Source organism: Rhizobium sp. BK313, assembly GCF_014193655.1.
In the GTDB taxonomy this organism is placed as follows: domain Bacteria; phylum Pseudomonadota; class Alphaproteobacteria; order Rhizobiales; family Rhizobiaceae; genus Rhizobium.
In genome coordinates this window covers 267012-282591 of record NZ_JACHZQ010000002.1, presented here as the reverse complement: position 1 = coordinate 282591, position 15580 = coordinate 267012, and the positions used below count along the sequence as shown (strand labels likewise).

The 15580-nt window shown below is 57.7% G+C and carries 16 protein-coding genes; 9 read left to right on the top strand and 7 right to left on the bottom strand.

Going from position 1 to position 15580, the window contains the following annotated elements; genetic code table 11:
• Positions 1-32: 32 nt before the first annotated feature.
• Positions 33-341, bottom strand: coding sequence for a hypothetical protein (locus tag FHT86_RS13685; protein ID WP_133707351.1), 309 nt, complete (start codon positions 339-341; stop codon positions 33-35).
• Between the two features lie 128 nt (positions 342-469).
• On the opposite strand from FHT86_RS13685, the gene FHT86_RS13680 reads away from it, so the two are divergent.
• Complete coding sequence (locus tag FHT86_RS13680) at positions 470-2242, top strand: hypothetical protein (protein WP_133707350.1); 1773 nt, start codon at positions 470-472, stop codon at positions 2240-2242.
• A gap of 125 nt (positions 2243-2367) precedes the next feature.
• On the opposite strand, the gene FHT86_RS13675 is transcribed toward FHT86_RS13680, so the two are convergent.
• A complete protein-coding gene (locus FHT86_RS13675) occupies positions 2368-3639 on the bottom strand; it encodes an MgtC/SapB family protein (RefSeq protein WP_133707349.1) in 1272 nt (423 codons plus the stop codon).
• 192 nt (positions 3640-3831) lie between these two features.
• Between FHT86_RS13675 and FHT86_RS13670 the strand changes: the two genes are divergently transcribed.
• A complete protein-coding gene (locus FHT86_RS13670; RefSeq protein WP_133707348.1) occupies positions 3832-4818 on the top strand; it encodes a Tim44 domain-containing protein in 987 nt (328 codons plus the stop codon).
• A gap of 104 nt (positions 4819-4922) precedes the next feature.
• Here the strand turns inward: FHT86_RS13670 and FHT86_RS13665 are convergent, their stop codons facing one another.
• The 3 genes from FHT86_RS13665 to FHT86_RS13655 all read right to left on the bottom strand — a co-directional run bounded on the left by FHT86_RS13665 (position 4923) and on the right by FHT86_RS13655 (position 7083).
• Positions 4923-6149 (bottom strand): SLC13 family permease, encoded by a 1227-nt coding sequence (locus FHT86_RS13665; RefSeq protein WP_133707347.1) that lies wholly within the window; start codon positions 6147-6149, stop codon positions 4923-4925.
• Between the two features lie 196 nt (positions 6150-6345).
• A complete protein-coding gene (locus tag FHT86_RS13660) occupies positions 6346-6780 on the bottom strand; it encodes a hypothetical protein (RefSeq protein ID WP_133707346.1) in 435 nt (144 codons plus the stop codon).
• A gap of 144 nt (positions 6781-6924) precedes the next feature.
• A complete protein-coding gene (locus tag FHT86_RS13655) occupies positions 6925-7083 on the bottom strand; it encodes a hypothetical protein (protein ID WP_166656816.1) in 159 nt (52 codons plus the stop codon).
• Between the two features lie 148 nt (positions 7084-7231).
• On the opposite strand from FHT86_RS13655, the gene FHT86_RS13650 reads away from it, so the two are divergent.
• Positions 7232-7702, top strand: a complete 471-nt coding sequence (locus FHT86_RS13650; protein ID WP_133707345.1) for a MarR family winged helix-turn-helix transcriptional regulator — start codon at positions 7232-7234, stop codon at positions 7700-7702.
• 234 nt (positions 7703-7936) lie between these two features.
• Positions 7937-8182, top strand: coding sequence for a hypothetical protein (locus FHT86_RS13645; RefSeq protein WP_133707344.1), 246 nt, complete (start codon positions 7937-7939; stop codon positions 8180-8182).
• Between the two features lie 163 nt (positions 8183-8345).
• On the opposite strand, the gene FHT86_RS13640 is transcribed toward FHT86_RS13645, so the two are convergent.
• Positions 8346-8579 carry a hypothetical protein gene (locus FHT86_RS13640; RefSeq protein ID WP_409527587.1) on the bottom strand — a complete coding sequence of 78 codons (234 nt, stop codon included), beginning with the start codon at positions 8577-8579 and terminating at the stop codon, positions 8346-8348.
• A 54-nt stretch (positions 8580-8633) separates the two neighbouring features.
• Positions 8634-9572, bottom strand: coding sequence for an L-threonate dehydrogenase (ltnD, locus tag FHT86_RS13635; RefSeq protein WP_133707343.1), 939 nt, complete (start codon positions 9570-9572; stop codon positions 8634-8636).
• Between ltnD and FHT86_RS13630 the strand changes: the two genes are divergently transcribed.
• The 5 genes from FHT86_RS13630 (at position 9557) to repC (ending at position 14754) form a co-directional block, all read left to right on the top strand.
• Positions 9557-9814: an FAD-dependent oxidoreductase gene (locus FHT86_RS13630; protein ID WP_208116653.1), complete on the top strand. Its 258-nt coding sequence runs from the start codon at positions 9557-9559 to the stop codon at positions 9812-9814. The two genes, ltnD and FHT86_RS13630, sit on opposite strands and share 16 nt — an antisense overlap.
• A gap of 236 nt (positions 9815-10050) precedes the next feature.
• The gene (locus FHT86_RS13625) at positions 10051-10416 is read left to right on the top strand and encodes a DUF488 domain-containing protein (protein ID WP_133707342.1); all 366 of its coding nucleotides are present in this window, start codon (positions 10051-10053) and stop codon (positions 10414-10416) included.
• 372 nt (positions 10417-10788) lie between these two features.
• Positions 10789-12012, top strand: a complete 1224-nt coding sequence (repA, locus tag FHT86_RS13620) for a plasmid partitioning protein RepA (RefSeq protein ID WP_133707341.1) — start codon at positions 10789-10791, stop codon at positions 12010-12012.
• Complete coding sequence (gene repB / locus FHT86_RS13615) at positions 12009-13040, top strand: plasmid partitioning protein RepB (protein ID WP_133707340.1); 1032 nt, start codon at positions 12009-12011, stop codon at positions 13038-13040. Before repA ends, repB begins: the two co-directional genes overlap by 4 nt.
• Before the next feature lie 388 nt (positions 13041-13428).
• Entirely contained in the window at positions 13429-14754 is a 1326-nt protein-coding gene (repC, locus tag FHT86_RS13610; protein WP_133707339.1) for a plasmid replication protein RepC, read from the top strand.
• Positions 14755-15580: the final 826 nt, after the last annotated feature.

The window sequence follows — 15580 nt, the reverse complement described above, 5'->3', positions numbered from 1 at the left end:
TCATCCCTGACACGATCAATGCGGCTGCAGCCTTATGACTTCGGCTGGTTGACCGGCCGTCTTAAGACCACGACGTTCGAGCGACGGATCGCATCACGTATTTCGCTGACAAGCGCCTCGACGAGATCGGCGTATTCCTGTCGCCGTGCCTCCCGCACGCTATCCGGCAATCGGTCGACATGAGCGAGCGTCTCGACGGCTGCGGCCAGATCCTCGCACATGCTGCGAAAGGTTTCGTCAATATTGAAAAGATGTTGTACCCGCGTGACCTCATCGGGGAAGCGTTCCTCCACAATTTCGAGGGCGGACACATGCGCTGAATTATCCTCTCTCGACATCATCCCCGCCTCGCTCTTCGTGCGCGCGTTAATCAGATTGAGACATTATATTGGCACGACTTAAATTAGAGGCGTAAGATACACGAACATACGAGGGGATAAGACGGCTGGCATGGCCGCGGGGGGACACAATGCAAAGTGCGCGGGCAAGCGGCGGAGACAGCGCGTCCCCACCCGATATCCTGGAAATCAGAGGGCAGCTGGAGCGGATTCTTGCAAGTGACGAATTTCTTGCACCTGAGCGGGGTCGCAGATTCCTGCAATATGTTGTTGAAGAGACGCTCGCGGGACGTGCAGACTACCTCAAAGCCTACACGATTGCACAGGAGGTCTTCGCGCGGGATTCGTCCTTCGACGCACAGAACGACCCGGTCGTCAGAATAGAGGCAGGCCGCATACGCCGTGGGCTCGAACGTTACTATCTGGTCGCCGGACAAGCGGATCATATCGTCATTACGATTCCGAAAGGTGCCTATGTACCCTGTTTTCGCTACGCCAGCGCTGAAAGGTCTCTCGATCCACCAGCCGCCAAGGACGCCGTTGAGAGCGCATCCGAACCACCGGAGCCCATGCAGGCCCCGGAACATCAAGATGGTTCATCGCGCCTCTCATGGACGTGGTATGCGCTCCCGGCTGCTATCGCCCTTGCAGTGATTGCAGTCACCGCCTTCCTCTCCCCGTTGCTGTTGGCTCCGAAGTTCGTCCCCCCTTTTGATGGTTTGGCCACCCCCAAGGTTCTCGTCGAACCGTTCGAAGAAATTTCCAAGGACGGAGGGTCTTCGGGCATCGCTCGCGGACTGACCGACGAGGTCATTGGCGAACTGGCGAAATTCAAGGAAATCGCCGTCGTTATGAAAGGGCCGTCTTCCGGACTGGACAAGCAAGAGGAACCACGCTTCGCATTGCAGGGGGGCGTGCGCATCGGCGGAGACAAACTTCGGCTCACCACCAGACTGGTCCATCGTGCCGATGGATCGGTGATTTGGGCGAACAACTACGACCGGGACCTTCGAGTTCAGGATGTTTTGGAGGTCGAAGCCGATATCGCTCAGCGTGTTGCGACAGCCCTTGCTCAACCCTATGGCATCATCTTCCAGGCCGACGCTGGACGCGCGGCCCAGTCTCCACCCGACGATTGGGATGCCTACGCCTGCACTCTGTCCTATTACAGCTACCGGGTTGATCTCAATCCGCAAAACCATGCTGCGGTCCAAGACTGTCTCAAACGCACGACCGAGCGTCTGCCAACCTATTCGACCCCATGGGCGTTGCTTTCCCTTACCTATCTGGACGAGGTCAGGTTCCAATACCGGTCGGATATGCCACAATCGGCCAGACCGTTGATGCTTGCCGTCGAAACCGCCGAGCGCGCCGTGGATCTGGACCCTCAGAATGCGCGGGCCCTGCAGGCGCTCATGCTTGCGAGTTTTTTCAAAGGCGATGTCGATGTGGCCTTGAAGGCGGGGGCAGCTGCTTACGCCGTCAATCCCAACGACACCGAGGTCTCCGGTGAATACGGGTTTCGGCTTGCCCTCTCCGGGAAGTGGGAAACGGGTTGTGAACTGATGTCGAGCGCAATCAACAGAAACCCAGGCCCGGTAGGATATTACGAGGTGGGCATGGCACTGTGTGCCTATATGCGGGGCGACTACCAGGCTGCCGAGCTATGGGCTCGCATGGCGGATCTCAAATACAACCCCATGCACCATCTCGTCCTGCTCGCAGTATTCGGGGCTCAGGGCAAGCTCGATGATGCCCACAAGGAAGAGACCTGGCTTAAGGCAAACGCACCGGCTTTGTTGACCAATATTCGCAAGGAAGTCGCGCTCCGCCTGCAGCGCCCATCAGACCAGGATCACTTTCTTGCAGGACTAAGATCGGCCGGGATTGCGATCCCGCTCTGAAAGCGCGAATTTTGCCGCGACATCCGTGTCTTGTCTGATAGACGATACGTGATGTTACAGGCATTTGGGACGTCGCAGCGCCAGTATTTCCGCCTTCCGGATGGCTTGGCGCTTATCCGTTGGATTTAGTCGGGCACGAAGCTGCGTAGCGCGAAATAGCCGACGGCCCCCATCGCGATAGCAACGCCCGACGCCAGCGCCAAGGCCTGGCCGTAGTCCCGCCTGCCGGCGGTAAAGGCGAGAACCACCTTCGTTACCACATTGACGATAACCGCAATGAGGATGACGCCGGCTGCGGTCTTTGCGTCGATTGCGGTGTCTGTCAGTCGCGCGGTCGAAAGCGTGATGGCGTCCACATCGACAAGTCCGGAGACTGCCGCAACGACGAAAAGCGCCGACGCACCGATATAGTCGATGACCATCTTTGACATCAGACTGATCAACCCGAGTAGCGCGGCGAAGGAAAGCGCCATGCGCAATTCGAACGGATTCTTCAGCTTAATTTCCGGCACATTCGTCGCTCCACCGCCGCGCCATACGCAGAAGAAGCTGGCAGCCAGAAAGCCGACGATTGCCGGGATCAGGCAGAACGCGAGCGGCACGAGCAAGTCGAGCGACGAGACGCCGCCGATAACGAAGACGCGAGCGCAGGACAAGGCGCCGGCAACCGCCGCCCCGGCGGCCAGATAGGTCGAGCCCTCAGACGTCTGCTTGGAATAACGGGCGAAGGAGAGTGTCAGCGCGGTCGAGGATACCAGTCCTCCCGCCGCGCCAGCCAGTAGAATACCGCGGCCTGTGCCGGCCACCTTGATGGCAACATAACCGGCAAAAGAAAAAGCGGCGATGGTGATGGTGAGCAACCACAAAGAGAAAGGATTGAGCGCTCCCCAAGGGTCCAGCGCTTTGTCGGGCAAAAGCGGCAGCGCAACGGCGGTCATTGCAAGCAATATCAAGGAAGAACGTAGTTCCGGCCATGTCAACGCTCTAAGAAAGCCATGAAGGCTATGGCGGGCCGCAAGAATTGCGGTCGTTACGACGCCACCGGCTGCTGCAGTGATAATGTCACCAAGGGCAGCCAGAACGCCGAGTCCAAAAACGACGAGAGCGGCGACAACCGAGGTGATGCTGTAATCTTCGTCTTCCGTCGTCTGTTGCCACTTGCCGGCAATATAGATGAGACCGAGCACCGCCGCGATCGTCGCCGGCAGCAAGGGACCGACCATGGATTGAAGGATCCCGGCGATTCCGCCGAGAAAGCCGGTGAGGCCAAAAGTGCGGATTCCAGCAGTCCTTCCACCAGCCCGAGTGTCGCGCTCCCGCCAGCCTCGCTCTACGCCGACGAGAAGGCCGATCGCAAGCGCCACCCCGAGGCGCTGAAATATTTCGATATGCTCCATCGCATAACGATATGCCAGTTGCGCAAACGTACAATCCAAAAAGCTTGAACTCGCCAGAGGCGCGCGACGTTCGGTGGGTACAAACTTGCTCCGGCCACTTTCAGACAGGCGGCTTGCCGCCGACTTACAATCGTAAAATGGGGTCCCTATATATCCTGCAGATTATCTTTCTGCCCAAGGACAGGAGATCCAATGTTCCGTGCAGTTCCGCGTTTCGCTCAGATTGCAGCCATCGTCCTCCTCGCCGCCGTCTCGTGCCTTGCGAGCTTTGACGATGCCGACGCACGTCGCGCCGGCGGTTTCGGTGGATTCGGCAGCCGCGGAACGCGTACCTTCGACACTCCTGCCATAACGCGGACGGCTCCGACGCAGGCCGCGCCGATTGAACGGACGATGACGCCGCGGCCGCAGGTTGCGACACAGCCGCCGATCAATGCGCAGCCGCGTCCCGGCTTGCTGGGTGGTTTCGGCGGATCGATGATCGGCGGATTGATCGCCGGTGGCCTCCTGGGCATGCTGATCGGTCACGGTTTCGGCGGCGGGTTCGGTTTCCTTGGCCTGCTGCTGCAGGTCGTTCTGATCTTCTTGGCGATCCGCTTCGCCATGCGATTTTTCACAAGCCGCCAACAAACCAACTACGCAGCGTCAGGACCGGATGCGTCGCACAATATGAACGCGTCGCAGCGTCCCTCCTTTTCCATCCCGGCAATCGGCGGCGGAACGGCAGCCGCCGCACAGAAAAAGCGCCAGGCCAACGACGAGATTGGGCTATCGCAAGCCGATCTCGACCGTTTCGAGCACCTTCTGACGGAAATCCAGTCGGCTTACGGTTCCGAGGATTATGGCACCCTGCGCCAGCTGACCACGCCGGAGGCGATGTCCTATCTGGCCGAGGAGCTTGGCGAGAACGCGACCAAAGGTGTTCGCAACAGCGTCACCAATGTTCGCCTGCTGCAGGGCGACATCGCCGAAGCCTGGCGCGAGGACAATGCCGAATATGCTACCCTGGCGATGCGCTATTCGAGCGTCGACGCGCTTGTCGATCGCACGACGGGCCGGCTGGTCGAGGGTGACGATCGCAATGCCTCGGAAACCACCGAGATTTGGACCTTCGTGCGCAAACCAGGCTCGGACTGGAAGCTTTCCGCCATCCAGGGAACCGAGCTTCACCACGCTTGAGCCTGCCTTCGTGCGCGGTGTCCGGCTAGCCTACCCAGCTCATGGAAAGCGGAAACCTTTGTCCACGTCTTCGGTGCCGACACGTATCCGCTTTGTCCACGTGGCTAGAGCGCCATGTACCCGCCGATCCAAAGCCAGAAGCCTGCGACGAGCATGGAGAGGATCGTGATCGGCACCCCGGCCTTGGCATGATCGCGAAACGTCAGACGCACGCCCTGGATTGCTGCCCGTTCGGCAACGATCAGGTTGGCGAGGCTTCCGACGAGGAGCAGGTTGCCGGCGAGCGTGGAAAGGACGGCAAGACCCACCAGGATCCCTTCCGGAATTCCGTGCCAGACCTTGAGGATCATCACGACGGCGGGAACATTGCCAATCGTATTGCTGAGGAGCAGCGAAATCGGCACCAGTGAAGAGACACGATCGGGCAGCAAATTGTAGGTCGCCAATGTACGCACGGCCTCCTCCGGAACTCCGGTTCGGGCAAATGCGTCGTTGATAACGAACAGCGCCGCAAACAGGATGAGCAAAGGCACGTCGATTTCATCGAGGAGCTGCCTGCTCGGGAGCGTGCGGCTGATAATCAGGGAAGCGGCGACCAGAAGGGCGGAAATCTCCCGTGGCAGAGGGGAGGCAAACAGGATGAGCAACAAGACCAATGCCGCAGCGCATATGCCCACCTGAAAACGGTCGAAGGTGATTGCCTCGGACGGAGCGTCTTTGGATGGTGTTTTGAGGCTCGCCCGCCAAACGTAGGCCACGCATCCATAGCTGATGACGAGTGCGGCAAGCGACGGTATAGCCGCATCGGCGAAGTAACCCCAGAAACTCAGCGCACCTGCCTGCCCGATGAGAATATTTTGGGGATTGCCGATCAAGGTGGCTGCCGAGCCGGCATTGCTCGCTGCGGCTAGACCAAGCAGGTAGGGGCGAGGATCGAGATTGCGGGCAGCGAGGCCGGCGCAAAGCGGCGGTGTCATTGCGAAGACGACGATGTCATTGACGAGAAAGGCGGAGAGGATGCCGCCGATCGCAATCGTCGAGGCGAGGAGGAGGCGCGGCCGTCCGGCCTGGCGCGCAATCCACGTCGCGACCTCGCCGTAAAAGCCGCTGGCGCCAACTCTTGCCGATAGGATCATAAGCCCGCCGAGCAGCAGCAGTGTCGGGAAGTGAATGGCCTCGTCCATTGCGTCGCGCGGAACCGCGCCGGCTGCTACCAGTACGACGGCGACGATCAGCGCGATACCGGCTCGGTCGATACGCAGTCCGGGGACCCGCCCCAGCGCCATCCCGAGATAGGTAAGTCCAAAAAGAACAAGAACGACATAGGTCATTAAAAAAGCGGCTCCGAGGAACAAGGCAGACAGTCGTTTGCGTTACGATGCTACCATCCGCTTGTCACCAGGAACAATTCCTGTTCCTGCCCATCCTCGAACGATTTCAATGAATTCCACGCACAGTTATCGGTTAACTTCGCCTTCACGTGCGATGCTGCACGACGGCCGACCCTTGTGCGGTCTTCACAACGGTTCATTTGAAAAGCTCTTCCGCACTATCAGCAGACATGTCACGATCGATTTCCAAGACGAATTTCTCCGGGCGCTTGCCTTCTTTTCGCAAGAGGATGACGACGGTGCACTTTTCCTCGCCTGGACGAAAGGACAATAGCCGGCCCCTTGTCTTCGCCAGGACTTTCTCCACGACCTCAGTGCAATCGACTGCACGATCTGTCACTGGAGTTGCCCGCGGCGTTTGGGCGTATGCTGAAACTGCCATGACAGGAAACATCAGAAATGCATTTCTGAATGCATTCACGCAATCGCGAGACTTCAGTATTTGAGAGCTGAGCGGCCCAAGAAAATCGGCAGCATGTATCCCATACAATCGACGCACCAGGGTTATTGTTCCCGATCGCCAATCGATCGGAGGTGGATTGTTGCCGGCATTACCGATGTTCTTCCACATCCTCAGCAAACTCTACCGGTTATGATCAATAAACGGGGTGTATCTCAAGATGCTGGCAAGACCTTAAGTCCGGTACGAGTTAGCGTCACCGTCCATTGGTCAGGACCATCTTCGTCGTAAACGTAGATGGAGCGCCCATCTCTTTCAGCAATTTTGAGCAGCATGACCACCCAATCTGCAGGTGCCTCGCCCGGCGAGGCGGCGACCAGCGGGAACGGTCAACGCGCCGGCGATCGATCCAAAGAAACGCATGTCGCGATCCAAGACGATTAATCCGTCGATATTGACATTGAGATCGTCCAAGTGCTGACCCTTTCAGCCGCCAGGATTTAGGATATGCTTCACGACTGCGGCGATTGGCGGTATCCGGGCGTCCCAGACCGCCAACCTTCCCTAGTGTCGAATGCCGCAAAATATATCATGCCGTGATATAAATAAAGGAAATTTTGGAATGTCCTCTGGAAAGCGGCTAAAGCGCGCGGACAAATCTGAACCGTCGACCGACGAGGCGCTCGATCCTGGCGTTTACGAAGGTCTTGCGGGCGTGCGCCTCGCCATGCGGCGGTTTCTCTCGTTCAGCGAGGCCGCGGTTTCTGAAGCCGGCGTGACGTCCCAGCAATACCAGGCACTGTTGGTCATCAAGGTCGCGCCAGAGGGCCGGATTATGGTGCGCGAGCTCGCCGATCAAATGCTTGTTCAGCATCATGGCGCGGTTCAACTCGTGGACCGGCTTACGACGGCGGGGCTTGCATTACGCATTCCATCATCCGAGGACAAGCGAAGCGTGCTCGTTGGTCTCACGCCTGAAGGGGAAGCATTGCTCGAACGTTTGGCAAAAACGCATTTGCGAGGGATTCTGGCAAACGAGCGACTACTCATTGAATCTCTTACAAGCGTCCGTCGTCTGGCAAAGCTGGGCTGACACAAGTTTGACCGCGGCTCCGCCCATTAGCAGCACTTCTTTTGCCGCAGCGCCGGGCGCATCAAATGAAGAGGTCCTGCTTGAGCTTTTGATTAAGCTCGACAAGCCTAGGGAAATGCGAAACCGGAAGGGACCTGCATTCATCACGCTCCGCCCACCTGTCGTGCACCGCCCCGCAGTCTGGGGAACAGTTCAGCTTTTCCGCAGTTACCCCTTCTGCAAAAGGAGAGCACGATGGCAAACGAACTGAATGCCGGTTTTACCGGGACGCCGGCCGAGCAGCCCGAAGGGGTCAGGAAAGCAGTGAAGTCGGCAACGTCGGTCGCAAAGCGTGAGGCACAAGCCGTGGCAACAGGCGCCAAAGACCACCCTCAAACAACCTCCGCATTGGTCTTGGGACTAGGCGCGATCATCTTCGGGCTCGGCTACCTGATAGGCCGAGCCTCCGCTGAAAACGACCGTTCGCGTCACTGGTGGTAAGAGCCTCCAAAGCCGCCGGCATCGTGGCGGCGGTTCGACCCAATGGCAATCCACGATGAGACCGAGCTTCTATGGTGGCGATTGAACTTACCGGGATGTCGGGGACGATAGCTTCCGGCCATCGCCACCTTTTCGTGGGTATTGCTGAGGTCCCTGAGGGACGTCATGACCGCCGTGAAGCCAAGGCCGGTGGAAGCATCAGCCCCTTCTGCGAGCAGCTCACGGTGATGTCGACATTCCCCTTTTCAACCTCGGCGACACGGCTGGTCGCACCCGTCGACGTCTCGTTATGAACGACGATGACAGCCTGGATTGCATGAGCACGATCCTCGACCAGCCTCGCTTCGAGGGCCGCGGGGACCACACCGCGGCGCCAGTCGCCGTCGACGAAATCCACCTCAGGGGCCCAACCGGGTCGCCATCTGCCGCCACTGCCTTGCCTGCGAAGGTGTCAGAGTTTGCGATCCTGCTTTGCCGGAAGGATCGCCCCGGAAAGCTGCGCATAGATACGTGCGACAGAGGCGTCATCATCCCGCCCCATGCCGGCGCCGGCGGCCGCCAGATACATTTGCAGCGCCGCCGCCGCAATCGGAGCCGGATATCGTTCCGCTCGCGCCATATCCTGGACGATCCCCAGATCCTTGACGAAGATCTCGATGGCGCTGAGCGGGCTGTAATCGCCTGACAATACATGTGGAATGCGGTTTTCGAACATCCAGGAATTGCCTGCGGATGCCGTGATGACCTCATAGACCATGTTCAGATCGAGGCCTTGCTTGGCGGCAAGGCTGATCGCCTCGCAAGCGGCAGCGATGTGGACGCCGGCCAAAAGCTGGTTGATCATCTTGAACGCGGCCCCCGTGCCGGCGGCCGATCCGAGTTCGTAGACTTTCGACGCCATGGCATCGAGAGCGGGCCGCGCCTTTTCGAAAGCCATGCTTGAACCCGAGGCCATGACTGTCAATTCGCCGCTCCCGGCCCTTGCAGCGCCCCCCGAGATCGGCGCGTCAAGATAGTGCCGACCGGACTTTTCCAGCCGTTCAGCCAGTGTCCGGGCGATGGCCGGATCCATGGTCGCAGAGGAGATGAACACGCCGCCCGGAGACATCGCTGCCGCGACGCCGTCCTCACCGAAAAGCACCGCCTCGGTTTGCGCAGCATTGACGACCACGGAAACGACAATGTCTGCCCCCTCGGCGGCCTCGGCCGGGGTTGAGCCGCATCTGCCGCCCTCCCGCAGAAATCGATCCATCGATGCCGCAGAGACATCAAAACCGGTCACCTCCAGCCCGGCCCGTCGCAGCGATAGCGCCATGCCCATGCCCATGGAGCCGAGGCCGATCACGGCTATTTTGGGCTGGCTGTCTGTATTATTTGCGTAGGCTGCCATCGATCATTCTCCTTGCTGGCGACACTCCAGAACCTGCACTGAAACGGCGGCTCAGTCTCTCGACGTTACCGATCTGCCTTGAACGAGGCGAGGGTAATATTGTCGCGCGAGGGAGTATCGTCTCCATTAACCCGGACGTCCGCGACACGCGGCGTATCGTCGGCGACTATACGCTGACGGACGAAGATGCGCTTCAGGGAAGAACCTTCGAAGATGGTATCGGGCGCTACGGCAATTGGTAACCGACCAGGCGGTCGGCACGGCGGGGGCTCTGTCGGTCAAACCCAACGGCACACCGCATAGACTGGCTGACTGCTTTGCCGGATTTGCCGCCTCCGCCACGGTTCTTCGATGTTTGGAGCCGCAGCAACGACAGTCCTCTTTTTGTGGCAGTCTGATATATTCAGCGACGACTGCGGCCGTATAGTCGTGGCTTACATGGTCGACAGACATGTTCTGAGACAGTAAGGGCTTTTCGATGGCTCCTCCGCTCTTGAAGCTGAAACGGGTATATGACGAACCTGCAATCGAGGACGGCAAAAGGGTGCTCGTCGATCGGCTATGGCCACGCGGTCTAGCCAAAAAAGACGCGAAGCTAACCGACTGGATCAAGGATGTGGCTCCGTCGCCGGAGCTACGGAAGTGGTTTGACCATAGGCCGGAACGGTTCGCGGACTTTCGGGAAAGTTACCGGCAAGAACTGGTGTCGAATCCGGCTGTGCAGACGCTCCTCCATTTTGACGACGGGCCTGTAACACTGGTTTACGGCGCAAAGGATCCGGTCCACAACCACGCAGTCGTACTTTTGGAATTTCTGAACGCGTTGAAGGCTCGCAGATCATAGCTCCTGGCGATTTCTCGAACTGGAAATGCAGCACGACACAGGTCGTGAGACACACGGTCACCAGGAAATTGGCGCGGCTGTCGACAGGGGAAGCGAGTCGCGACTCATGGCACAATTGAAGTGCTCGAAGGATAATTTGGCCGCCCGAATATAACCGCTTCTATCTACACTGAAGCTCTAATGCTGACTGGAGTTTCAAGCAGTAGCATGGCTAACTCTCGGGAAACATGGAGGAATTTGCCGTTCATTTTTTTGTCGAGAGATGGCGTTAAGATGGCACTAACCTTATTTTGCTGGACGTAAACACAGAATCATGTCCTTTGTTAGCGGGCGGTGGTCGATAGAACGAGTGTAGACCGCCAAGAGGGACAGATGGCGCTAACAGAACAAACCGAGCAGGAAAATAGTTTTTCCGAGGATGCTGCGACCAAGATCGTCCGGCACGCCGGTATGCTTTCGAACCAGCTCCAGGCGTTGCGGACACGTATGTATCCGCCGAAGGCAAAAAAGAGCCTGCGTCACTTTATGACGAATGAGGTCTCCAAATTGACCTCCATTCCCGATTCGACGCTAAAGCTATTGTCTAATGAAGGCCGTGGACCGGTCCCAAGCCGGCTTGAAAACAATCATCGCGCCTATACGCTGCAGCAGATCAATGAACTACGGGCTATGTTCGCAGAGCAGAAGCCCTCGGACGCGTTGCGATTTCTCCCCTATCGGCAAGACAGGGAGCATCTTCAGGTGCTCGCGGTTGCGAACTTCAAGGGTGGCAGCGCCAAGACCACAACCAGCGTCCACCTTGCACAATATCTCGCACTGCATGGCTATCGTGTTCTTGCGATCGATCTCGATCCGCAGGCCTCGCTCTCGGCGATGTTCGGTTTCCAGCCTGAGATCGATGTGCAAGCGAACGAAACCATCTATGCCGCTTTGCGATATGACGACGAACGTCGGCCGATGAAGGAGATCATCCATCAAACCTATTTCGATGGCATTGATCTCATTCCGGGCAACCTCGAGGTAATGGAATACGAGCACGAGACACCTCGCATTCTCGCCCAACGATTGGGTAGCCGCGAAGGGATGTTCTTCGAGCGCCTGAAGCTCGCATTGGACGAGGTCAGGGATCGTTACGACATAGTGATTCTGGACACTCCCCCTTCCCTCGGCTTTCTCACGCTTGGCGCCATTCATGCCTCAACAGGGATGATCGTAACAGTGCACCCGGCGATGCTGGATGTGTCCTCGATGAGCCAGTTCCTTCTGATGATGGGAGACCTCATTCAGGTACTGAGTGAGAGCGGTGCCGTGCTGAAGCACGATTTTTTCCGATATCTCATCACCCGTCATGATCCGAACGACCAGCCGCAGTCTCAGGTCGTAGCCATGCTTCGCCATCTTTTCGGGGATGACGTTATATTGCCGACGGCGATCGAAAGTACTGCAATCGAGGCCGCGGGGCTTGCCAAGCGCAGCCTATACGAACTGGAAATGGGCCAAGTCGGCCGTGATACGCATCGCCGTGCGCGCGATGCCATGGATGCCGTAAACGACGCAATTGTGGACTTAATCAAAAGCAGTTGGGGGCGTCGATGACGAAGCCCCCGAAAAGATCATCGCTCGCTGCAAGCTTCGGACTGCTTGCAGCCGATATCAACGCTGATGCGAAGAAGAACACCGAGCAACAGGCGCCCCCCTCGGGGCCTGCACGCGTGGGCGCCGGCGTCATTGGTGCCACCCATAAGGCCATCAGTGACCTTAGGGGCGAGCGCGATCGCCTTCTTGCCATGCTGGAAGCAGGATCAGGTGGCTCGACGGAGATCGACGCCAGTTTGATCGACCCATCCCCTTTTCCCGACCGGCTCCCTGATGACAACGACGCGTCCTTTGCGGAATTCAAGAAAAGCATCGAAGAAGAGGGGCAAAAGATCCCAATACAGGTTCGCGTTCATCCGACGTTGACGGGTCGATATCAGGTGATTTACGGGCATCGCCGTTTGCGTGCCGCACGTGAGCTTCAGCGCCCCATCAAGGCGTTAATTTTGGAGATGTCAGATCGAGACCTTGTTGTTGTCCAGGGTATCGAGAACGCTGCCCGTCAGGATTTGAGCTGGATCGAACGAGCGCTTTTTGCATGGCGCATGGACGAAGCCGGCATTCGGCCAAGAGACATTTATGCGGCGCTCGGGATCGACGACGCAGAGCTTGCGCGTATGCGCTCGGTTTATCGTGTTGTCCCCATCGACGTCATTCAGGCGATTGGTCGGGCCCCGAAAATCGGGCGACCGCGATGGGTTGAATTCGGCGGATCGTTAAAAGCGAAACCCGATGCACTGGCCGCCATCAGAGAAACCCTGTCAGCTGACAGGGTTTTGCAATTGATGTCCAATGAGCGATTCAGCCAGGCCATGGGGGTGCTAAAGACCCCTGCGGCGGCGCGACTACCCGGTCGTGATATTCGCGATCGGCGCGGCGAACCCCTGGCAAGGCTTCAGATTTCGAAGAAAGAGCTGCGGCTCGTGCCAGAGTCTGAACGAGGTGCGCGCTTTGCAGCCTTCATCGAGGGCGAGCTACCGACGCTGATCGCGAAGTTTGACGCAACCGACGGACAGGATGATTTATAAACCCTGTCAGCTGACAGGGTTTTATCGCCGCGCTAAGCGCGGATTTTGGGAATAGACGCATCAACGGAAGAAGCCCTCACGGCGAACCATTCGAGAGCCTTTGTATTCTTGTAGCGAAGATATCATTGCTCTTTTTGCCGCGACCTTCGATCTGTTTGGTATCCGCTGATCAGCGGAATAACTCGGTTTGAACGCCGAGAAGCCATGGTGAAACGAAGAGAGAAAGGTTAGCGACGGCAAAAAGAAAAGGCCCCCCAACGGCGAACCATTCGAGAGCCTTTGTATTCTTGTAGCGAAGATATCAATAGCTCCCCCCGAATCAGTTGTCAATGCATCGAATGTCGTTTCGGTGGCCGTATTCGCTTTGCCCGAGATCAGAGGCGAAGATATGGACAACACGAATTTCGTAACGACGCCTTTTGGGCGGCGGGCGATGACGCTTGGCATGTTGGTAAACCAATACGACGCCAGGGATATCGAGCCCGGAAAATCCATCGATAAATGGAAACTGTTTCGCGCCCTTTGCGAAGCCAGAACCGTGTTTGGAATTTCCGACCGTGCCCTTGCGGTGTTGAACGCACTGCTGAGCTTCTACCCGGAGAATGCCTTGTCGCAGGAAAACGGCCTGGTGGTCTTTCCGTCCAATGCACAATTGTCACTGCGAGCGCATGGAATTGCTCCCGCGACATTGAGACGCCATCTCGCCGCCTTGGTGAGCGCAGGACTGTTGATCCGAAAAGACAGCCCAAACGGCAAACGATATGCCCGGCGGGATCGGAAAGGGGGGATCGATGAGGCCTTCGGTTTCAGCGTGGCGGCTCTTATCGCACGTGCAGATGAAATCTTCGCTCAGGCGGCCCGGATTGCGGCCGAACGCGAACGTATGCGTATCACGAAAGAACGCCTGTCAATTTGCCGCCGTGACATTGCAAAGCTGCTCGATATCGCCCTTGAGGAACATGCGACCGGCGATTGGCTGATGATTCAATCAACTTTCCAGTCGATCGCGGGAACCATACCGCGCGCACCGCATATTGGCGATCTGAACGCAGTTCTCGAGGAACTGGAAATGTTGCGCGGCGAAGTGCTTATCCGGTTGGAAAGACAACTAGAAACACAAAAACAAAGCGCCAAAGAATCCCAAACTGAGCGCCATATACAGAATACAGATCTTAAAAACATTTTTGAATCTGAACCAAGCACCGTCACGAATCCGCGTCGGGATTTGATGCCAGATCCAACCAGCAGCGAATGCCGTCGTGAGGAAGAGGTATCGCCCGTTACCGCCTGCACAAACGACAGACCTCGATTGGCAATCTCTGAACGAATGGCAAATTCGTCTGTTCAAGCGTCAACACCGACGCCGCTGAAGTCGTTCCCGCTCGGTCTCGTCGTCCAAGCCTGCCCGGATGTCGTGTCCTACGGTTCAGGTGGGAAAGTTGAGAACTGGCGTGACCTCATGACGGCAGCAATCGTCATCCGGTCCATGCTCGGCATCAGTCCATCCGCCTACCAGGAGGCATGCCAGGTTATGGGACACGAAAATGCAGCAACCGTCATCGCCTGCATGCTGCAGAGAGCAGAGCATATCAGCTCCGCCGGAGGTTATCTGCGCGATCTGACACGAAGAGCGCATCGCGGTGAGTTCGCTATTGGCCCAATGTTGATGGCTTTGGCGCGGTCACGCGGACTGCCGGCGCGACATGCGGGATAAAGACATACGGGTCCAGGAGGGACTGTGGGTGAACGCCGGCCCATCGTGCGTGGAGATGTTGGAGACCGAGATCCCGCTCGTCGGCACGAGCCAGACGAAGACACCGTGTCTTTTGTTTCAAGAGGCGAGCCGAAGCTTGGATGTGGGAGGGGATAGCTACGTGAACGACCGCGCGGCTTCTGAGACGATAGCGCATCTTCAGCTTCTGCCGACTGGCGGTTAGGTCGACATTGTGCGCGACACGGACGCCAAAAGATCAATCATGTCACCTATTTCATTTTGCGTTCGGGCATTAGTGTAGTAGTCTCACTCTCGTCAAATCGATCTCAATTCCGCGCTTTGCGCGCTGCAGATTGCCTCCGTCAGTAGACACTCCATCGATCGAAAATGGATCGCCTAGCGGGAATAAGGGGTGACGGAAATAAAAGCTCAATTTGCTTCCGTTTGACAGCTTAGCTTAGATTTAACAGCCGTTTAGCCTCGACGGATAATTTGTATCCGCGCTGGGAAAACTGGGTCTCTGGAGCAAAGGCGGTGGTTCCTCCTAAGCTCGTCGATTTCACATCAAGCTCCCCTGGATATTCGGTTTCTCGGCGCCTCTCCGGTTTCGACCGTTGGAAGCAACTGGCGAAACAGTCCCGAAATGGGGTCACGAAAAACCTGCCCAATTAAGCCGGCTTCGCCCCTTTCGTCGCTAATTTGGCCTCACCCCCGGGGAAGCGCGCGAGCGGTCGCTTGGGACCTCCAACGCACCTCCGGACGATCGCCCGGCAGAGCCGCGTCCCGACGCCGAAGCGGCACGCTGGGTGGCCCAGCTCACCGGCGC

What these genes read in the sequence shown, in the direction of transcription:
- FHT86_RS13675 (WP_133707349.1), bottom strand. Translation starts at nt 3,639, where the DNA reads ATGGAGCATATCGAAATATTTCAGCGCCTCGGGGTGGCGCTTGCGATC.
- repC (WP_133707339.1), top strand. Translation starts at nt 13,429, where the DNA reads ATGGACAACACGAATTTCGTAACGACGCCTTTTGGGCGGCGGGCGATG.
- repA (WP_133707341.1), top strand. Translation starts at nt 10,789, where the DNA reads ATGGCGCTAACAGAACAAACCGAGCAGGAAAATAGTTTTTCCGAGGAT.
- FHT86_RS13680 (WP_133707350.1), top strand. Translation starts at nt 470, where the DNA reads ATGCAAAGTGCGCGGGCAAGCGGCGGAGACAGCGCGTCCCCACCCGAT.
- FHT86_RS13660 (WP_133707346.1), bottom strand. Translation starts at nt 6,780, where the DNA reads ATGTGGAAGAACATCGGTAATGCCGGCAACAATCCACCTCCGATCGAT.
- ltnD (WP_133707343.1), bottom strand. Translation starts at nt 9,572, where the DNA reads ATGGCAGCCTACGCAAATAATACAGACAGCCAGCCCAAAATAGCCGTG.
- FHT86_RS13670 (WP_133707348.1), top strand. Translation starts at nt 3,832, where the DNA reads ATGTTCCGTGCAGTTCCGCGTTTCGCTCAGATTGCAGCCATCGTCCTC.
- FHT86_RS13685 (WP_133707351.1), bottom strand. Translation starts at nt 341, where the DNA reads ATGATGTCGAGAGAGGATAATTCAGCGCATGTGTCCGCCCTCGAAATT.
- repB (WP_133707340.1), top strand. Translation starts at nt 12,009, where the DNA reads ATGACGAAGCCCCCGAAAAGATCATCGCTCGCTGCAAGCTTCGGACTG.
- FHT86_RS13665 (WP_133707347.1), bottom strand. Translation starts at nt 6,149, where the DNA reads ATGACCTATGTCGTTCTTGTTCTTTTTGGACTTACCTATCTCGGGATG.
- FHT86_RS13625 (WP_133707342.1), top strand. Translation starts at nt 10,051, where the DNA reads ATGGCTCCTCCGCTCTTGAAGCTGAAACGGGTATATGACGAACCTGCA.
- FHT86_RS13645 (WP_133707344.1), top strand. Translation starts at nt 7,937, where the DNA reads ATGGCAAACGAACTGAATGCCGGTTTTACCGGGACGCCGGCCGAGCAG.
- FHT86_RS13650 (WP_133707345.1), top strand. Translation starts at nt 7,232, where the DNA reads ATGTCCTCTGGAAAGCGGCTAAAGCGCGCGGACAAATCTGAACCGTCG.